General features: G+C 56.7%; 15 protein-coding genes. 10 read left to right on the forward strand and 5 right to left on the reverse strand.

Annotated elements, in window-relative coordinates; all coding sequences use genetic code 11:
- Positions 1-23: 23 nt before the first annotated feature.
- The 9 genes from tnpA to R5M92_RS13535 all read left to right on the forward strand — a co-directional run bounded on the left by tnpA (position 24) and on the right by R5M92_RS13535 (position 10,411).
- The gene (tnpA, locus tag R5M92_RS13495; protein ID WP_346796483.1) at positions 24-392 is read left to right on the forward strand and encodes an IS66-like element accessory protein TnpA; all 369 of its coding nucleotides are present in this window, start codon (positions 24-26) and stop codon (positions 390-392) included.
- Positions 359-724 (forward strand): IS66 family insertion sequence element accessory protein TnpB, encoded by a 366-nt coding sequence (gene tnpB / locus R5M92_RS13500; protein ID WP_346796484.1) that lies wholly within the window; start codon positions 359-361, stop codon positions 722-724. The genes tnpA and tnpB overlap by 34 nt, the downstream gene beginning before the upstream one ends.
- 80 nt (positions 725-804) lie before the next feature.
- The gene (gene tnpC, locus R5M92_RS13505; RefSeq protein WP_346799379.1) at positions 805-2,355 is read left to right on the forward strand and encodes an IS66 family transposase; all 1,551 of its coding nucleotides are present in this window, start codon (positions 805-807) and stop codon (positions 2,353-2,355) included.
- Positions 2,356-2,650: 295 nt separating this feature from the next.
- A complete protein-coding gene (locus R5M92_RS13510; protein ID WP_346796486.1) occupies positions 2,651-3,928 on the forward strand; it encodes a hypothetical protein in 1,278 nt (425 codons plus the stop codon).
- 324 nt (positions 3,929-4,252) lie between these two features.
- Positions 4,253-5,074, forward strand: coding sequence for a SapC family protein (locus tag R5M92_RS13515; RefSeq protein ID WP_346796488.1), 822 nt, complete (start codon positions 4,253-4,255; stop codon positions 5,072-5,074).
- A 2-nt stretch (positions 5,075-5,076) separates the two neighbouring features.
- Positions 5,077-5,280, forward strand: coding sequence for a hypothetical protein (locus R5M92_RS13520; protein WP_346796490.1), 204 nt, complete (start codon positions 5,077-5,079; stop codon positions 5,278-5,280).
- Between the two features lie 44 nt (positions 5,281-5,324).
- Complete coding sequence (locus R5M92_RS13525) at positions 5,325-6,560, forward strand: glycosyltransferase (RefSeq protein WP_346796491.1); 1,236 nt, start codon at positions 5,325-5,327, stop codon at positions 6,558-6,560.
- Between the two features lie 385 nt (positions 6,561-6,945).
- Positions 6,946-7,275: an I78 family peptidase inhibitor gene (locus R5M92_RS13530; RefSeq protein WP_346796492.1), complete on the forward strand. Its 330-nt coding sequence runs from the start codon at positions 6,946-6,948 to the stop codon at positions 7,273-7,275.
- 931 nt (positions 7,276-8,206) lie between these two features.
- Complete coding sequence (locus tag R5M92_RS13535) at positions 8,207-10,411, forward strand: S8 family serine peptidase (RefSeq protein ID WP_346796493.1); 2,205 nt, start codon at positions 8,207-8,209, stop codon at positions 10,409-10,411.
- 370 nt (positions 10,412-10,781) lie between these two features.
- Here the strand turns inward: R5M92_RS13535 and R5M92_RS13545 are convergent, their stop codons facing one another.
- From R5M92_RS13545 to R5M92_RS13555, 3 genes are all read right to left on the reverse strand, one after another.
- Positions 10,782-13,850 carry a DNA breaking-rejoining enzyme, catalytic core gene (locus tag R5M92_RS13545; RefSeq protein WP_346796495.1) on the reverse strand — a complete coding sequence of 1,023 codons (3,069 nt, stop codon included), beginning with the start codon at positions 13,848-13,850 and terminating at the stop codon, positions 10,782-10,784.
- Positions 13,851-13,959: 109 nt separating this feature from the next.
- Positions 13,960-16,449 (reverse strand): hypothetical protein, encoded by a 2,490-nt coding sequence (locus R5M92_RS13550; protein WP_346796496.1) that lies wholly within the window; start codon positions 16,447-16,449, stop codon positions 13,960-13,962.
- Between the two features lies 1 nt (position 16,450).
- A complete protein-coding gene (locus tag R5M92_RS13555; protein WP_346796497.1) occupies positions 16,451-16,978 on the reverse strand; it encodes a hypothetical protein in 528 nt (175 codons plus the stop codon).
- A gap of 119 nt (positions 16,979-17,097) precedes the next feature.
- Between R5M92_RS13555 and R5M92_RS13560 the strand changes: the two genes are divergently transcribed.
- Positions 17,098-19,491: a TOTE conflict system archaeo-eukaryotic primase domain-containing protein gene (locus R5M92_RS13560; protein ID WP_346796498.1), complete on the forward strand. Its 2,394-nt coding sequence runs from the start codon at positions 17,098-17,100 to the stop codon at positions 19,489-19,491.
- Between the two features lie 90 nt (positions 19,492-19,581).
- Here R5M92_RS13560 and R5M92_RS13565 read toward each other — a convergent pair whose 3' ends face one another.
- Positions 19,582-19,875, reverse strand: coding sequence for a helix-turn-helix domain-containing protein (locus tag R5M92_RS13565; protein WP_346796499.1), 294 nt, complete (start codon positions 19,873-19,875; stop codon positions 19,582-19,584).
- 26 nt (positions 19,876-19,901) lie between these two features.
- Positions 19,902-20,201, reverse strand: a complete 300-nt coding sequence (locus R5M92_RS16265; RefSeq protein ID WP_417339169.1) for a type II toxin-antitoxin system RelE/ParE family toxin — start codon at positions 20,199-20,201, stop codon at positions 19,902-19,904.
- Between the last annotated feature and the right edge of the window lie 24 nt (positions 20,202-20,225).

The raw sequence follows: 20,225 nt of genomic DNA on the forward strand, positions 1-20,225 counted from the left end.
TAACAATAGATGGGCACCTATTCATGACGTCCCCAAGCACCGAGCGTGAGATCCGTCGCCGCCGTCGCTACGCCCCGTCGTTCAAGGCCAAGATCGTCGCGGCATGCCTGCAGGGCGATACCTCCATTGCCCAGGTCGCCCTTCAGCATGGGCTCAACACCAACCTCGTCCAGACCTGGATCCGCAAGGCCAAGCGGCAGAGCCAGCTACCGGCCGTGCCGGACTTCGTGCCCCTGCCGGTGCCGCCAGCAGAGGCCAGCCTGCCAACACCACCCACCACCGCTGGCGAGATTTGCATCGAGCTGCCCTCCTCACGGGGCACGATCACCGTGCGCTGGCCGGTGAGTGAGGCCGCTCAGTGTGGCCACTGGCTGAAAGGGCTGCTGGGATGATCCGCATCGACGAGATCTGGCTGGCCACCGAGCCGCTGGATATGCGCGCCGGCCCGGATACCGCGTTGGCCCGGGTGGTGAAGGTGTTCGGCGCGGCTCGCCCGCACTGTGCCTACCTGTTCGCCAACCGCCGCGGCAACCGCATGAAGGTGCTGATTCACGACGGCCTGGGCGTCTGGCTGTGCGCCCGGCGCCTGAACCAGGGCAAGTTCCACTGGGCGGGTAACTGGCACGGTGATCGCGTCGCGCTTTGCCCCGAGCAGGTGGCGGCGCTGGTACAAGGTCTGCCCTGGCAACGTCTCGGCACCGACGGGGTAATCTCGGTCGTGTGATGTGCAGCACAGACGCAGCGGCCCGGCTATTCGCGGATGCGCCAATCCCGTTCTCGCCAGCGGGCTGGCATACTCGGCGGATGAACACGCCGCCCGATCTGTCCCAGCTCACCCCCGATCAGCTCCGCCACCTGGCGGCAACGCTGATGACGCAGGTCGAGCAGCAGGAACAGGCACTGGCACAGAGCCAGAAAACGCTGCGGCATACCGAGCAGGTCAACCAGAAGCTGACCTATGAACTGGCGCTGCTCAAGCGCCACGCCTTCGGCAAGCGCAGCGAGCAGCTCAACGTCCTGCAGATCAGCCTGCTGGAGGAAGTGGTCGATGCCGATATCGCCGCCATCGAGACTGAGCTGGCAGATCTGACCACACCCGATACGCCACCGGCGGCCAAGAAAACGCCCAAGCGCGCCCCCCTACCTCCTGAGCTGCCGCGCACCGAGATTCGCCACGACCCGGAAAGCGAGCACTGCACCTGTGGCTGCCAGCTGCGGCGGATCGGCGAGGAGATCAGCGAGAAGCTCGACTACACGCCAGGCGTGTTTCACGTCGAGCGCCATATCCGTGGCAAGTGGGTCTGCGATCAGTGTGAGACGCTGACCCAGGCGCCGATGCCGGCGCAGATCATCGACAAGGGCATCCCCACCGCCGGCCTGCTGGCCCAGGTACTGATCGCCAAGTATGCCGACCACCTACCGCTCTATCGCCAGGAGCAGATTTTTGCCCGTGCCGGCGTGGCGATTCCGCGCTCCACCCTGGCCGAGTGGGTCGGCATCTGTGGCGTGCGGCTCCAACCGCTGATCGATGCGCTGCGCGACCTGCTGCTCGACGAGCCAGTGCTGCATGCCGATGAGACCCCGGTGCCGATGCTGGCCCCCGGTAAGAAGAAGACCCACAGGGCCTACCTCTGGGCCTACGCCGCCACGTCCTACGCCGGATTGAAGGTGGTGGTCTACGACTTCAGTGAGACGCGTGGCGGCCAGCATGCCCGTGACTTCCTCGGCGAGTGGCGGGGCAAGCTGGTCTGCGACGATTACAGCGGCTATAAGCAGAGCTTCGCCAACGGCGTCACCGAAATCGGCTGCATGGCCCACGCGCGTCGCAAGTTCGTCGACCTGCACGTGGCCGGCAAGAGCCAGATCGCCGGGCAGGCCATCGAGCTGATTGGTCAGCTCTACCAGGTGGAGCGAGAGGCCCAGTCACTCAGCGCTGAAGAACGCCAACGACTCCGAGAGACACGGGCGAGGCCCATTTCTGATGCGCTGCACCGCTGGATGCTGGCTCACCGAGAGAAGGTGCCGAACGGCTCGGCAACGGCGAAAGCGCTGGATTACAGCCTGAAGCGTTGGGCGGCGCTGACGCGCTACCTCAACGACGGCGGGTTGCCCATCGACAACAACCGGGTCGAGAACCTGATCCGTCCCTGGGCGCTGGGCCGCAGCAACTGGCTGTTCGCCGGGTCACTGCGCAGCGGCCAGCGCGCTGCCACCATCATGAGCTTGATCCAGTGCGCCAAGCTGAACGGCCACGAGCCGTATGCCTACCTGAAGGATGTGCTGGAACGGCTGCCGACCCAGAAGGCCAGCCAGCTCCACGAACTACTGCCTCACCACTGGCAGCACACCGCCTGATCACTGACAAGCGGTGTTGCCCGTTCGCTTACGAAACAGCTACCAGGTGCAGAGGTTCACATTGTTTTTCACAGTGCACCACCGCCAGCTGAATGAAGCAATCTGGGGTGTTTTTTAGGCTGTCATTGCGAACGCAGTGAAACAATCTGGGGTTGAAGCTGAGTGCCGCCGCAGGCTTGAGATTGCTTCGTCGCAGGCTCCTCGCAATGACACAGTTCAGGCTACTCCCAATGGCACAACGTAAACTCATCGCAATGACGCCATCCGTTTTTCATTTTTTCGTTAGGACTTATCTATGTCGCAACCTATCACGCGTGTGTTTATTTCTGGGGTATCCGAGGAAGCCGCTACCGCTTACTTGGGCCATGCGCTGTTCCAGGCACTGAATGCCCAGTGGGTGGCACCGGAGCAGAGCGTTGCTTTGGCACAAGAGTACGAGAGCGCTCATTGGTTGTGGTTGTACCAGCCGCCGTGGCAGTTGGCAGAAACCGCGCAGCCTGATTGGGCGGCCTGGATAGCCCAGCATCAACCCGCATTGCGTTTGCAGCGAGTGGCGGATAAGCGTTTATACGTGGTGAATACGGCACGCACGCCAGTGGCGGCACTGGCCGAGGCGCTGAATGTATCGGCCACCTGCCCTGACCAGCAAGAAGCGCCGGCTTATTTAGGTGCCCTGGCGGCGCTGTGCTCGGGCTTGGGGGCTACTGTGCCCGCCGTTCGCCATGCTTGGGAGCTTTACGAAACACTAGAGGCCACTGCCTGGCTACCTAGCGGTATGGTACCGGAGTTTCGTTCATCGCTTAGCGTGGATGAACCGGCGTTGGCGAGCTTGCTGCAGGTGGTGGGTGCTGGCGTTCAGGCACCTGCGCGGGCACAGGCCCACCAAGCAACCCAAGCGGCCCTGGAAGAAGCACAAGTACGTGAACAAGCGCTGCAGCAAGCGGCCAGCCAGCAGGAAGCTGCCTTGCAAGCGCTGCGTGAAGAGCATAAAGAGGCCACCGAAGAGAACGACCTGTTGCTCGCTCAACTGCATCAGGTGCAGGAAGAACTCGAAAAGCAGTTTTTGGAAGGTAAAGCTCATCAGGAAAGCGCCAAGACACAGCTTGGTGAACACACGCAGCGCATCACCGCCCTCACCCAGCAGTTAGAGCAGGCCAAAGCCAAGCAAAGCGAGCTTTCCATGGAACTTGAAAAAAACCGTCAGGCCCATAAGCAGGCCGAGACGGCTCACACCGCCTTGAAAGCCGAACATCAAAAGTTGAAGCTTCAGCAAGAACAGCAGCAAGCCCAGTCCAGCCAGGCGCTTACTCAGGCAAATACTCAGCAAGCCGAGCTAACCCAGTCCTTGGAAGCTAGCCGTAAAGCATTGGCCGATTCCGAAGCCGAGCAAACGGAACTTGCCGAAGAGAACGACTTGCTGCTTGCTCAACTGCACCATGTGCAAGAAGAGCTGGAGCGCTACTTCTTGGCGAACCGTGAGTACCAAACAACGCTGGCCAACGCACAGCCTACATTTCTTCGCGCCCGCCAACAGATCAGCCGGCTGGCAGCGCATCTGCCCCCACAGGCTTGAGATTGCTTCGTCGTTCCTTCTCGCAATGACAGAATCCGGCTCTGGACGGCTTCGTCGCTCCTCCTCGCAATATCACGATCTAGCCTTTGTGGCTGCGTTGCGCCACTCCTCGCAGTGGCATATGTGCCAAGTGTTTTACGGTTTGTTGAGCATGCGTTGTGTGTTTAAAAAGATCACTTCTTGGCACCGCTGTTTTAAATTTTCCTATTGACTTTCTGCTAGCGCTCTTTTGCGGCTGTCCCGTGTCCCAGGACAAGGGACAGCCGCTGTTAAATTGGCAATAGAAGTCAAGATATCGCTGTACTGATCAACCTGGAGCCATGGATGCCCTTGAGTTATATACCCGTTAGCCCCGTTACCCACCGTGGAGCTGGCTGGAAGCGCCCTTCGCGTTATTTTTTCGCGGCACAAGACGTAGTGGCGCCGGTGGTGATGGCCGAGCTTTCCCATTTACTAACCAGCATGCCGCTGGCCTTCGTGCATAAAAGCGCTGACGCGCCCTTTCAGTTGGTTGCTGTTCAGTCGTTGCAGTCCGGCTTGAATGTGTACGTGGCACCCGATGGTCGCTGGCTGGGTCAGTACGTCCCGGCGTTTTACCGCAGTTATCCCTTCCGCATGATGCCGATTGAGGATACCGAGCGTACCGCGTTATGTGTGGACCAGGGCGGGGGCTGCTTCGCCCTTGCTGCGGAGAAAAGCGAGCAGCGTCTGTTCACAGACGATGGCGAGCTCACCGAGAGCCTGGCCTCCATGCGAACCTTCATGGAAGCGCTTGAGAAAAACCGTCGAACGACTTCCGCTTGCGTGGCGGAATTGGCGGCGCAAGACGTGATCGTGCCGTGGGCGCTGCACTTGAGCCAAGGCGAAAAAGACGCAATAGGCGACCCTAACGTACAGCCGGTGCGGGGGCTGCACCGTATTGACGAAGCCCGGCTCAAGCAGCTGCCGGCTGAGACGCTTCAAGCGCTGACCCAATCCGGCGCCCTCTCCCTTGCTTATGCACAGCTGTTTTCCGAGCAGCGCATGACCCACCTGAGCCGCCGTTATCAATTGCATAGTGAATGGCAGCGCCACGCTTCCGCCAATAGCGCAATGGAAACTCTGTTTGCGGAAGATGAGGACGATATTCTGGATTTCGGAGCGTAACCTTGCGTTCGCTATGGGATAAGCTTCCCCAACCGCAGTGGCTGGTGCTGCGCTTTCTTGCCTTGATGTCCGCCCATGTTATCGGGCGTGAAGCGGTACACTTGGAAGGCTGGTTGCAGTGGCTGGCCTACGCCCTGGCGGGGTTGCTTCTGGCATGGTCGTTGGTGGGGCTTTTACGGCTGGCACGACGGCGTTGGCGTCGCTAGCCCTATATCATGAATCCGTACCCAAACGGTGATAAGGAGTTCGTTTGTCCACGCGTTTCGCACGTCATCGGGTGCTGTTCATGCATCCCAATTTCCCCGGCCAGTTTCGTCATTTGGCACCGGCTCTGCGTGAGCAGGGGGCGGATGTTCGCGCCCTTACCTTGAGCGAGATATCCGGAAACCCTACGGTTCCCACCACACGAGCTCCCTTGGCCAGGGGCCACTCGCCGGAGCTTGACCCTTTACTGCAGCAGTTGGATAGCAAGTTGATTCGTGGGTGCTCCGCCATGCAGGTGCTGCGCCAGTGGCGCGATGAAGGTTGGGCGCCCGAACTGGTTATCGGCCATACGGGCTGGGGCGATATGCTGGGCCTGAAGGAGATTTTTCCTCAAGCGAAGGTACTGGGCTGGTTCGAGTTTTATTATCATTCCACCGGGCTGGACCTGGATTTCGACCCGGAATTTCCCCCGAGCGAAGAAGCCCGCTTGAAAGCCCGGCTGAAGAACATCTGGCCGTTGTGGATGCTGGAACAGGTAGATCAGGGCGTCTGCCCGACTCACTTTCAGCGCGACGTTCATCCCACCCCCTACCACACCCAGCTTGAGGTGGTTCATGAGGGCATCGATACCCAACGCTTCGTGCCGAAAGAGAGCATTCAGGTCACGCTGGGCGAAGGGCTGACCCTCACCCGGGAAGATGAAGTCATCACCTTTGTGAACCGCGACCTTGAGCCTTATCGGGGTTACCACGTTTTCATGCGGGCGCTGCCGGCATTACTCGCTCGTCACCCAAAGGCCCATGTGATTATCGTGGGGGGCGATAAGGTCAGCTACGGTGCCGCTGCGCCGGAGGGGAGTTCCTGGAAGCAGGTATTTCTGGATGAAGTGCGCCAGCAACTCGACCCCAGGCGGGTGCATTTTCTCGGCAAGGTGCCACATAGTACTCTGACCGGCTTGATGCAGCTGAGCCGCGCCCATGTCTACCTTACTTACCCTTTCGTGCTTTCCTGGTCGTTGCTGGAAGCCATGAGCTGCGCCGCCCCTGTGATCGGCTCCGACACCGCCCCGGTGCGCGAAGTCATCACCCATGGGAAAAACGGCCTGCTGGTGGATTTTTTCGATACCCAGGCCCTGGTCGAGCAGATCTCCTATGCCCTGAGCCACCCGGACGCCATGCAGCCGCTGCGGGACAAGGCCCGCGCCACTGTCATCGAGCGCTACGACTTGCACAGCCGTTGCCTGCCTCGACAGCTTGAACTGGTGGGGTCCTTGTTGGGGTAGTCATCTGCCGACACCCGCAAGCCCGCGCAAACGTTGGCGGTCACGACTTTTTGGCCACCGCCGCCATGACGATACACGCCATCACCAGCACATAGCGCGCGGGGTATCCACTCCGAGCGCGCTTATTATGACTTCAGCAGCACGCTTGGGTAAGGCCGCTGTGTTCCACGACTCCGAAAAACCTTCGCAACTATCGATGATCAGCCAAATACCTAAGTCATCGTGATGCAAACACCTCGCATAAGTCGCCTCGGGTTTCATAGACATCTCCAGCCCTTATACTGAAGGTATCCAGAAGGTTCTGAGCCGGCAATGAAGAATTCAAGAGAGAAGCCGCCAAACAGGTGACGAAGAAAGACTATCCCGTCGCCGAAAAGGAGAGGGTATGTTATCAAAACGCAGAATACTGCTGACGCTTACAAGCTCGGCATTGCTTGCAGGCTGTGTCGGTACAGGGGATGCTCAAGTGCAGAAAGATGCCAGCCAAGATTTGCCCATCAAGGGGATGCACGGCAACTGTGATGCCGCCAAGGTTGAGCACTATGTGGGACGTATTTATGACAATGCCATGGAACCAGCCCTTCTGTCGGCAAGCGGCGCGGATAGGCTTCGCGTCAAGCGGCCTGGTTACATGCACACGGCAGATGACCGCCATGATCGCTTGAACGTCGAACTCGATCAGCAGGGGGTAATTACTGATGTAACGTGCGGGTGACAAGACGCAGCAAAAGGCCCACTTGCTTAACCTCTTTTATATGTAACGGGAGAGGTCGTGCTTGGCTCAAGGCGAGCCGGGGCAACATGACAACAACGACAAGAGCCAGTGTATTACGCTGGCTCTTGTCGTTGTGAGAGTACAGATTTCAGACGATGACCCCAGCAACGGACGCGCTTGCTCGTCGGGTTCGGGAAGCGGACCTACAAGCACCTCAATCAGGGATTGTCATGGCATCATGTCATCCAGCTGTGCAAGGAACCGTTCCCGGCGGGTGATCTTACTTTTTGTTCTGGTGCTGAGTCTGAGAGCACGAGATCTGCTTCATAGTGGGACTCCGTTAGACGGTAATGAAAAGCCAAACTTTTACCACGACGGAGGCCCTTGGGCAGGATTTATGCAGTGTTTCGCTTACGGTTTGCTTAGGAAGCAATGAACTTCACGAATAGATAAAGCCACAAAGCAAAACCAAAGTAGTAAGACAATACTTACAAAAAAATAATCAATTTTCTAAGTCAATATTAATCACATAAATGTAAAATATTGATCGAATTCAGAATGTTCGATGACAGGATGACGGTTGGGCCTTTGCCCGCCCGCGTGAAGCAGTTCATGAAAATTTTACGATTTTCCGACCCAATCTTTTGTACCTGAACGATGCTTTTTCACCACTTAATGAACAACCGGTCATCGGGTTGATCCTGTAGTCTTCGCGTCCAGTTAGATTCAATGTTTCGGTTTGGCCTGGACTTCAAATAACGCTTCTACCACCAACCCCTAGCACATAATTCCAACGAGGGTTATATGAGGGTCGACGGTATTATCGATATTCTGACATGCCAACCAAGCAAGTGCCGGTGTTGTTCCTTTGGTCATCAACAACCCGATAAATAACAACCCAATAATCAGCAACAGTTGTCAAGGAATCGAAATGAAGAAGCAACCTCTCGCCATCGCAATCGCTATTGCCTCAACTTCCATTATTCTTACCGGGTGTATGGGAGGTGGCGGCGGAGGCGGCACTAAACCCACGAATGACTCGGGACTACACGAGCCCAGCCCGACGACACCAACTCCGGAGCCAAACACTCCTGCCTATGATCTAAAGCCCACGCGTGTCGGTGTGATTGACGGAGGTTTTGATAAGAATGATATCGCTAACAATGAGCTAATTATTGATAGCTACAGCATCGACAGTGGGGAGAGTGACGTATCGAGCGAAAACCCCTGGCACGGTAATGTCGTTGCTTCAACCGTCACCTCTGATCCGCTGGGAAATTCACGGCTGGATCTGATTAAGATCAGTAATGGTGAGGACTCTGTTAGCTCATCTGTACTCATGCATGGAGTGGGAGCGGCGGCAGACCGTGGTGCCCGCGTGGTCAACCTGAGCTTTCGAGCGAACCTGGACGACCCAACCCCTCACTCACACTGGGAATACAATGGGGTCACCACTTCGGAATCGCTCAACAAGATTATTACCTCCAATGGCGGCCTAGGTTCTGTATTCGTCCAGGGTGCGGGTAACGAAGGCGTGGCGATGGCAGTACCCCTTGAAAACTCTATCACCGATAATCCTGAATTGTTTTCACGAATGCTCTTTGCAGGCGGCTCCATCAATAACGGCGCTGATATTCATCCTGAAAGCAACCATCCTGGAGACGATGCACAGCTTCAAAGCCGGTTCATCACAGCTCCGTTCGTGAACCATTCTGTTGGCGCACAAGGCACCTCCATCGCCGCCCCGCAGATTTCCGCCTACGCAGCGGGGATCATTGGAATGTGGCCGCATATGAACGCCCAGGAGGCCAGCCAACTGCTGCTGGATACCGCTAGCCAGCACTCGGCTCTCTATGGTCGGAATGACTGTGGTGACGCTGGCACAACTAACTGCGGCGCCTATTACATGGGGCAGGGTGAAGCCGATATTGAGGCAGCATTGATGCCACATGGTGACGTCTCCGTTGCGTCGGGCACTCAAGTAGCCGCGGGGGGCCACCTGCCGACAGAAAGCCTTGCCCAACTCTCAGGTGCGTATGGTGATGCCATGGCGTCAAGTGCCGCCCTGAAAGATGTCGCGGTATTTGATGACCTGGGCCGTGATTACACTCTGGATATGACAGGCAATGCCTCATCCCGTGATAACCGCGCCAGTCTGATGCGCGATAACATGGACCGACTCTCGATCACCTCGAGCCAGATGCGTCAGCAGTCCCGAAGTGAGGCTGGAATGTTCAGCTTCGGCACTGTCCAGAATAACTTTGGCGAGGTGCTTGCCAGTCGCTTTGACGGCACTTTTGGCAATGCCATGCTGTCGGCGTACCACTTTGCTGGCGATGAGGTCGACCCGCTGAGCAGCTATGCTGAATCTGGCATGATGCCGATGCTTTCCTTCCAAGGAGGATCGGATATCACCCGCAGCATGGCATCAGTCACTGGGGTAAAAAGTGAATACGCGCTAGGGGAGCGCACAAAGCTGATCGCCGCTCACTGGAACGGCAGCGAGGATAGCGATTCCTCAAGCCTTTTCAATAGCTACAGCGCCAATCGCTCTGACGTAGGCATGAGCTTTCAGCTGACTCCAGACTTGAATATGACCACCACACTGGGCGTACTCAACGAGTCAAATGGCCTTCTCGGTGCCCAAGGCTCAGGTGCCATGAGCTTCGGTGACGACAATCGCATGACCTTTGCCGGTCTGAGCATGGATTACCAGATGGGCGATAACTTCAGCGCTTTTGCCCAGTTTGAGCAAGCGCAAGGCAGCGCAAGCGGCAATGAGCTGATTTCCAGCATCGACAATATTCGCGCCCAGGAAATGGCGGCAGGCTTCCAGTGGAACAGTGGCACCCAGCAGGCCGCTCTCACTTTCCGTCAACCAATGCGGATCAATAGTGCCGATGCTACCTTCAACGTTCCGGTGGGTCGCACGCTGGCAGGCGACGTGATCCGCGAGAATCGCGAAGCTTCTCTGTCACCTTCCGGCCGCCAGATGGATATCGAGTTCGGCTACACCGTGAAGCCATCGGTGCGCAGTCAGCTGCAAATCAACCTGCTGCATTCTCTGGAGCCAGGGCATGATGCCGATGCCAAATCCGATACCGCAGCGATGCTGAACTACTCCATCGACATCTGATCAACAACGCTTCATCGGCCGGCACACGTTGCCGGCTTTTTTACGTCTGGAAGTAGTGATCTTGCCCAGCAGCAATGGACACCTCGTTAAAACAGTAAACTGAGACGAGGGGACCCATGGCAAGGCAAACAGCTTCGATGAAAAAGACTTCTACTCGTTACTCCCAAGACTACAAGGCCGAGGCGCTGGCTCTCGCCGACCGGATCGGCCCGCCCGAGAGCTCGGCCTTCAGCCCAGCCTGCTCTATCAGCGGCGAGCCAAGGCCCAACAGCAGCAAAGCGATTCAGCACGTGAGCAAGCCTTGGACTGATGAGTGCTTAGTTGGGGTAGTCATCTGCCGCCGCCCGCAAGCCCCAGCAAACGGTGGCGGTCATGGCTTTTTGGCCACCGCCGCCATGACAATACACGCCATCACCAGCACATAGCGCGCGGGGTACCCACTCCGAGCGCGCTTATTCTTATTGACCACATAGAAAGTAACGTTGCCCGTGCCCAGCGGTTTTGAATAGCGCTTGCCTGGAGACTTTAACTGCCACTCAACCTTATGGTGATGCGATGGCAGTCGCTTCTTCCATTCGTTAAGCTGTTGCTTGGCAGGCAGCGGCGATTGAGCACTGGGAGTTATTTCAATAAAGGCTTTCACGCGAGCATCCAGGCTCAGCACCCAACTTACGAAGGCCAGGCCGTCATCGGCATCGCGAATCCATACGTGGCCGTCGGTGGCACGGTGGTAGCGATAGAAAAAGCGTAGCTGCTTACGCAATTCATCCGGATGCTGCTTGAACCACCGTGACCAGATCACTTGATACATCGCATGCACCACCGAACGCTCCGCAAGCGAGTGCGGCGTCGGCAATCGTGGGTGGGCGCGATTGCTCGGTGCCGGCTGCTTGCCTTTCGTGATCCGGTAGTGACGAAACGCGCTCATCCCCCGCCGTGTGCGTGCTGTCAGCACCCGTCCCGCACAAGAGGTCAGCCTCTCTGCCTCGCCTTCATAGAGATTAAAGATGTGCTCAACGTCATCAATATCCCGTTGATGCAAGGCTTCCAGCGCGGCGGCAAGCTGCTCCAGCGATAGCTGGCTCAGGCCCTGGCGCTCAGGCAGGATCCTGGCGGGCAACGCAGGATAGGGCTCGACCTCCCGCTGGGCCACGTCGATCAACGGGCACTGGGGAAAGGCCTTATTGAGCCAGAGTGGCGGCCTTTCGCCGAAACGCTCTTTCCACTTACGCAGCGTCGCCGGCTTGATACCGAGTACGCCGGCCAAGGGTTCCAACTGGGCAATCGAATGGCTCGGGAGACGGCCCTCCATCGAGGCAGACCGTTGGTGGCAGTAGTGGTCAAGGAGAAGGCAGCTGAAATGCAGGTAGCTTCGCAAGGTCACGTCGGGGCACGCATGCCCCATCAGCTGGGCGACAAAGTACAGCCCCGATCGCGAGGGTCCGTCGGCGATCTTTTCCCAGAGAGCGTCATGATGTGAAGGAGCTGCCCACGGAATCGACACGCCATGAAAGGAGAGCAGCAGATAATTGGCCAGCGAGTGGCGCAAATGATGAAAGCGCAGGCTCGAGTCCCCGGTGATGCGGCGCATGGTCTCGTGGATCTCTGCCTGCACCTCATCATCGTGCAGTGGCGCTACCGAACCACTGCCCTCACCGAACAGCATGACACGACCGTGAATGGCCACCGCTTGTCGATTGGCGACGAAGGCCTTGAAGTCTTCCAACTCGGTACCCGTCAGCAAATGATGAAGCGGAAGCTGCCGCCGTGAATCATGACTCTTTACTCCGACATACTCGTTATTGCGGACCAGAAGGGTCACGTCCGTATCCTGCACCGCTTGATGGAGCAAGACATCATCCAGCTGAATGGAAAGGGCCTCTCCGATCCTGAGACCTGCACGAAACCCAAGCACAAATGCCCAATAGCGAATCTGCCCCATGATGCTGGCCGTTCGGGATGCCAGATAGCCGGCTATCTGGCGATATTCGTCCTCTGACAGACAGTTGGCATCGGCGTGATGCGCGACAGTTGCCCCACCGTCAGCGAACGCCATGGAGACGTTCGCCAATCCAAGATCAGCAACAAGAAACGAATGAAACGAGCGCAGCACCGCCCAGCGGTAGCTGCGGTTCTTTTCAGTCTTGGCCTGTTCCACCACGTACTGATAGGCCTCGACAAGCACAGCCAGCCGATCCTGATCGACCGGCGTATCCCCCATGGCCTGTAAGAGCGACATGCTGACGCCGATATACTTGTACAGCGTCGCCTGCTTTCGTTTCTGCTTCTGATGAAGGAACAGCAGCCAACGACAGAGACATTCAACAATGGGGGCCATGCGCTGAGAGGCGACGGTGGCATTTTCCAGCTCGCGGGAAAGCGCTTCAAATTTGAGGCGCTTCTGGTTACGGCGTTTATAGAGCGTATCGTGCAACGATTTCAGCAGCACACGTCCTTCATACAACGGCTGGTCCCGCTCACGATGCTTGGTCGCCATCGATGCGAGTCCGGACCCTGCCGTTGAAAGCCCACCCCCCTGCTCGTTTTTTGGCTTGGCATGCTCCACGTACCCGCCGGTGAGCAGCTGGTGCCAACGCGCTTCAGCGAGGGACGTGCCCGGATGCTTGCCATGCGCGCTGTTCACTAGATAAGCCGGTACATGCAGGCGAAAGGCGGTCGAGGCCTGCTCTCGAAACGCCGACAGTGACAGCTTCTCAGCCTGTAAAGCGCAACAGAAATGCAGCCAAGCCCTCTGGGTAAACATCCTGGCCTGCTGATAATCGCCGCACTTTGGATCAGGATGACCGAAATGCTGAATATGGCGCATCAACACCGCCAATGCAGCCACCCCCAACTGCCAGCGGCTGCGTGGCAGCATTCTTTTTTTACTTGGCATGCCGGACGGCACCGTCTCGTGCAGCACAAACCAGGCAGAGGATTCGTGTACTGCTAGAGTGGTGGTCGCCAATGGCAGTGCGTTCAGGTGTTGGCTGCCCAGCAGGCCGTCATTGGTGATCACACAATACAGAAACAGCCCCCAACTGATCATTTCGGGCTCAAGCCGACGGTGACCTTTTTTCCCATTGCCGTGCAAGAGAAGCGTCTGAAAGTCTGGCTGCTGAATCGCGTGGTCGGCATGCCGGCACCAGTCGCGGTAGTCGCTTAAACGTTTGAAGGATGACGGTGTGAAAGGGCTCGCCGCTGGCCTGACCAGGTGCAGCGGCGCCGGAACGCGCACGTCCCACCCTAACGCCTGCTGCCCACGCGCCAAGCCCAGTGACAAGAAGTTAACCTTGTGGCGAATTTCGGCGACCGAACCGCTGTCGATCGTTTGCAGAGACTCTTCCCACTGCTGAGAGACCTCGGGCGGCACACTGACATTCGGATCACCGCGGACCAGGCCGGGATGCGTTTCCTGGAGCAATTCCAGCACCGCCATTTGATGACGACGCCGACTCACCAGGTGCTGCCGGTGGCGCGCCTCGGCACCGCCTGTTCCTTCGGGAACTTCGATCAGCTTCCAGCCGCTCCATACTGCCTCGATATGCTCAGACATCCGCCAGCCCCTGCTGCACCGTCCATCCCGCTTCCTGGCGCATTTTGCCAAGGACAGGCGCCAACTCCCGAAACATCTCGACGGGCGTCAAGGTAGAGAAGGCACCAAACGGCTCCTGACCTTGTTGAGCGTGCCCCATGAACGCATTGACCAGTTCGCCACGAATCCTCTCGGCGCGCAACGCACTGCGAAGATAGTGCCGGCTGGCGTTGACCGGCAGCGTGAAGAGCGGCACCTGCCGCCGCAGATTCTCTGGCGACAATTGCACCATCTGCCAGCTGTCACTGATAAAGAACATCAGCGGCACGTCCGGCTGAGGCTCACTCAGCACCGCTTCGAGGTGCTCGTAAAGAGACGCACGGTGATACAGACGGGCCTGCAGCATTTCCAGATGGCTCGCATACTGACGTAACTGATCACGCAGTTCCGGCAGCAGCCAGACCACCCGCGCCTGGCTCATCGCTTCGTCGTCTTTGTCGGAAATGACCAGAAAACCGGACGTAAAGTCGATTTCCCGCCAGCGAAAAACCAAGTCGTTGACCGCACGGTAGCCCGTCGCGAACAGTATCCAGAAGGCGATATAGGCCACGTAATGATTATGCGCCTGCCGCCAACTCTCCTCGCCGGGCGGAAGACGCTTTACCGCCCGTAGCTCGCTTTTCAGATGTTTGACCAAGCGAGTCAGCAGTAGCGGCTTGAGGTTCAGCTTACTGCCATGATCGCCCTTGTTTTGAACGACTTGTTTAAAGGCATAGTAATGCTTCTCTTCAACGCTGAGGTATTGATAGATGCTGTTGCGCAGCGATACGGCAGCAGAATGATAGAGTGTCTCTAGGTAGCCGGCCGGCACGCTGTAATAATGCGCGGCCACGTCGGCGACAGTGAAACGTTGCCCGGTCAACAGGTAAGCGTCGACCCAATCGCTAGAGTGGCCAACGATCTCATCGAACAGTGCCTGACTGATCCGAAGGGGCGTAAGCCGCATACGATGGGTGCGGTTGACCTTTGAAACCGCCGCCCGCATTGCGCCTTCAATTGTGGCATGGCGCCACTCGGGAAACAGCTCGCGATATTTTGTCCGACTCTTGCGCGACAACCCGAGGCGCGAGATAAACTTTCCCATTCGCACGGGACTGGCGACCACCACCACCTCATCCACCAGTGCAGGCGTGCTATCACCGGCCGTATAGAGCAGCCTCTTTGCGTCGTCCTGAAGACTGTTACGCCACTCCGGAGACGGAATGGGCAGCACGAAGGCATGCTCTTCAACCAGAAAAGCGAGTACTTCCTTGCGGTGTTTCGGTAGCTCATGTCGATGGTTATAGACCCGCATCCCCAGAAGCTGCTCGACGGGACGCCCAAGCCAGATCATCAACAGCAGCAGCAGGCCGGCGTAGACATCTTCGTCATTACGCTGTTCAAAGCGCCCTCGGCCCGTAAATAACTCGTAAGCGGCTTTCGCCGCCAGCGCCAGTTCGACCCGACTTAAACTGGCGTAGCGAAAAGGCAGCCGCTGGTTGGTCTGGCTGATATGCTGGATACGGCTGCTCTGGCGCCTGATCAAGTCCCTCAGATCGAACCCTAATGTGGGGGATGCTTTATGCTCCGTGAAAGACACGGCGCGCAGCGTCTGGGATTCTTTGGGGTGCAGGCCGGCGGTACGCTGACGGCCCTGAGCCTGCTCGTCACCGGCCGACTCCAACAGTTGCACCGACCGGTCGGGCCCCTCGTGTTCCTCATCACCCGAATCCGGCACCTCAATGTGTCGCTCGATCATACGGGCCGAGTGACCACCCCCGCCCCCACCGTCTCTCGACTTTCCCTTGTGGCCAAGTACTTTTCGAACGAGCAGCTCGATACCCGACAGCGGCTCGAGGATCTCGTCGCCCTTCAGAAGATATTTCCGATGATAGCTTTCGAGCGAGGCATCCCCAGCAATCTCGGCCAACAGCCCGAGGGGCTTCTTGCCATTGCCAATCGTACGGATATCACGACAAGCAGCGGTGATTTCGGAACCGATACGCGCTTGGTGTCGCTTTCGCTGAATGGCCGAGCATCCCATGACCACACCGGCATGCTGCCAATAGGCGTCACTGTCATAGCATTCAGCGCCGGGCGTAAGAATCAGCATCGCCCACTCGGGGTGGTCATTGATAATGCCTCGCTGCTTACCCGACTGAGCTAGCCACTCGTCTGGGCAACTGCCGCGATCACACCCCTTCAGCGCGGTGGTAATCTGGGCAATGACAGCAAGGTACTGGAAGAGGTCTTGCTCACCTTTTTCCACAGACGTGTCATCAAGATCCCTTCGGATCCCATGAATTCTCTGGACAGCCTGTAAAGCACGGCTCAAGTTTTCAAGAACCAGGAGAAGCTGGGTCAGGTCGTCAGGTGCCTTCAACAGCGCAAGCAGCCCTTCTATGCGGGAAAGCTCCGCGCCACTCAATGTTGCCAGTTGCTCCAACTCCGCTTGCACCACCATGTCACTGGGACTCCATAATCCGCTGAAGCTCCGACTTGCGCTTCCTTGAATGCGTGATGCGGCGCGCTTTTAGTCCCATGAGTGCTTTAAGGTTGCGTGTGGAAAGGCTCGTAGGCACCTTGATGCCATGCTTTTTACGCAACGTAACGGTGAGTTGTTTCAATTGTCGATAGACACGCTCTTTCGCATCGACAGCCTCAGGACAGTGCATCAGGCTGTGGGTAATAAGCTCGAACAACGCCCCTCTGATCAGATCGGATTCGTCAGCGTCGGTGATGCCTACCGAGATGGTGGCCTCTGGATCCAGCAAGGCGCTGACGGCATGAAACGCTCGAAATCCACTGACCACCTCATAATGCCTCGACACCTTTTGCACCGAAACGGGATGGTAAACAAGCAGAGTATCGGCTAATTCAACATCCAGCCATGACGACACGGGCAACTGATTGGCAACGTCAATGTTGACCCGCTCGATCTCACCGAGCGCACCGGAAGGGGATTTGATTTTCGAGATTACTAACGTCGTCACACCATGCCTCAGTGTTATCAGTCCAAGGCATTACTATTCTATCAAAACAGATCGCCGTAAAGTTTAATGCTGACGAGTGTGGTCTGTCAGCCGAGTGCTGACGATAAGCTAGAATACAAATGAGCATCTCTAACCTGTTAAACCGTAGACCCTATAGCTTTACTGGGCACGAGGTAGGTATCCGCGTAGATCAAGAACTCGCCTCTATTGAGCTGAGGCTATCAGAGCTTGAGCAAGAAAAGGCTGCTCTCCTTTCTCGAAAGCAAGAGCTGTATCGCTCTGCAAACCGACATGATTTACCGCTACTCACCCCTGGCCAGAAAGTCGAATTATACCGAAAACTCTTTCGAGGCAGGCAGGATGTTTATGCGGTTCGCTGGCAGAGTTCCGGCGACCGTTCCGGCTATGCTGTCGCTTGTGCGAATGAGTGGGTGCCGGGCATCTGTCAGAAACCACGGATCAAATGCGGAGAATGTCGACACAAAAAATTCAAGCCCCTCGATTTTGATGCCGTTTATGACCACTTGTCTGGCAAACATGTGACCGGCCTTTACCCTTTACTACCGGATAGCTCTTGTTACTTGCTGGCGGCGGATTTTGATAAGGGGGACTGGAAAGCGGATGTTCGTGCACTAGCCCAGGTCTGTCGCGGTGAAGGCGTACCCTATCTTGTGGAGATTTCTCGGTCCGGTGCGGGTGCCCATCTATGGGTTTTCTTTTCAGAAGCTGTTCAAGCTTCGTCAGCGAGGACGTTGGGATTCAAATTGTTGGATAAGGCCATGGAGCTTCATCCAGGCTTATCCTTCGACTCCTATGACCGGCTATTTCCTAACCAAGACACCATGCCTGATGGTGGGTTTGGCAATCTGATTGCCCTGCCGCTTCAATACGAGGCGCGAAGTCGCGGATGCACCGTCTTCGTCGACGATAACTTTACGCCATATCCGGATCAATGGGCACTGCTCAGCCAGCAACAGACACTTTCATCAGCTCAGCTTGAAGAGCTGATCGGCAAGGAGACTAATTCCGGTGTGACTGCAGATACGGTGTTGCCGTGGGCGCCATCGTTACCGGTTGATACAGGGAAGCTTTCTGGATGTCCTGAAAGCATCACGCTCATCCTGACCAGTCACATTTATATGAAGTTATCAGGCATTCCAGGTACATTGGCGGCACGAATAAAGCGAATGGCCAGCTTTGCTAATCCCGTATTTTTCAAAACACAGTCGCTTCGTTTCTCGACGCATGGCATCCCTCGCTACATATCATGTGCCCATATTGAGCAAGGTTATCTTTCTGTTCCCAGAGGCTGCTTGGATGAGCTTCAAGGACTGCTGCTGGAACAGGGAATCAGGGTGGACATTGATGACCGTAGAATATCAGGCCAGTTTTTACCTGGAGTCAGGCTAAAAGCAACGCTGCGTGATGATCAGGACAAGGCGGTGCAGGCACTTGTCCAACACGATACCGGCATACTTCATGCACCGACCGCTTTCGGTAAAACCGTAACGGCTATTGGCGTGATCACCAAGCGGCAAGTCAACACACTGATCCTCACGCACAGTCGTCAGCTACTTGATCAATGGAAGGAGCGACTCGACACCTTCCTTGAGGGTGCGCCCATTGGTGTAATTGGCGGCGGTAAAAAGAAACCTACTGGGCAGGTCGACGTTGCCACTTACCAAAGCCTGATCAATAAGAAAGACAATACGGTCTCGAAGCTGGTCAAGGAGTACGGGCAAGTCATCATCGATGAATGCCATCATATCTCAGCGCCACGTTACGAGATGCTGCTTAATGAGGTCAGCGCTCGATACGTCATTGGGTTGACAGCAACACCTGATCGTCAGGATGGCCACCAAAAAATCATGTTGATGGTTGCAGGGCCCATTCGTCACAAAGCCCAAGCGCAACACAGTAACCGATTTATCCAAAGCGTCATTGTTCGAGAACATCACGAAACGCCACCCACACACATCTGCCAGCCTAGTGAGCGGCCCCATATCGCATCGGTTTACCATTGGCTTGCCCAGAGCAGCGCCCGAAATCAGGCTATTGTTCAGGATGTTGCAAGCTGTGTGCACAACCAAGCAAATTGCCTTGTGCTGACGGAACGGCGAGAACATGCCGAGACCTTGGCGACACTGCTGGATGCTGAATCCATATCGTCAGTTATCTTACGGGGTGGCATGCGTGTCAAAGAACGCCAGTCGGCAGGAAAAGAGTTGCATAGAGTTCAAGTCATCGTTGCAACTGGGAAATACATCGGAGAAGGCTTTGACTTGCCTCGACTGGACACCCTGTTTTTAGCTCTGCCCATCGCATGGAAAGGAACGCTGTCACAGTATGCAGGCAGACTCCATCGAGTTACCGAAGGCAAACTAGAAGTCACTGTCTATGATTACCTGGATACTGGCCTGCCTATGCTTGAGCGAATGTTCCGAAAACGTGAGAAAGGCTATAGGGCTATGGAGTATCAGTTTATCGCTTCCGGGCAGACCAGATTGCTTTAGCCTTTGAGAGGCAGCCAGTCGTTAAAGCTCATCGAGTGAACTGAGGCCAAGAATCTCGTCACTTGTTTAGCTGAGCCCAGTTGATCACTCTCAGGCGGCTACTTCCTTCTCGTCTTCAATCTCCAGTTCGAGATGGAAGTGAGCCGGTCCCGTCAGGTTGACCAAAGCATCGAGACTGAACTTATTAATACGGCCGTTCAGCAGGTCGTTGAGGCGGGGTTGGGTGATTCCCAGACGATGTGCAGCCTCTTTCTGAGTAATGTCCCACTCCCTTACACGGCCAGCAATCCTCGACATAAGCTCGGAGCGCAGCCGCATGTTCAGCGCCTCCTCAGGAGTGTCCTCGATGGCGTCCCACACGCTGTCGTAATACTCGATAGCCATTATTTAACCTCGCTTGGTGGTTGGGCTCAGGGCAGCTCCTTGTATCGCTGTTTGCCCAAGTCGATGTCTTTTTTGGCGGTCTGCTGGGTTTTCTTCTGGAAGCAGTGGAGCACAAATACCGCGTCACCCCGGTTGGCCACATAGAAGACCCGAAAGGCCCCGTTGTGTTCCCGAATGCGGATTTCCATGACACCAAGGCCAACGCTTGGCATTGGGCGGAAGTCGTCCGGCTGGCCTCCAGCCTGAATTTTGTCTATCTGAAACCCGCTTCTCGCTTGGCGTCCAGAGAGAAGTCGCGCAGCCGATCCTTCGAGTCTCCAACGAATGCAACAGGTTTCTTGCGCGCCACG

This window comes from Halomonas sp. Bachu 37 (assembly GCF_039691755.1).
GTDB lineage: Bacteria > Pseudomonadota > Gammaproteobacteria > Pseudomonadales > Halomonadaceae > Vreelandella > Vreelandella kashgarensis.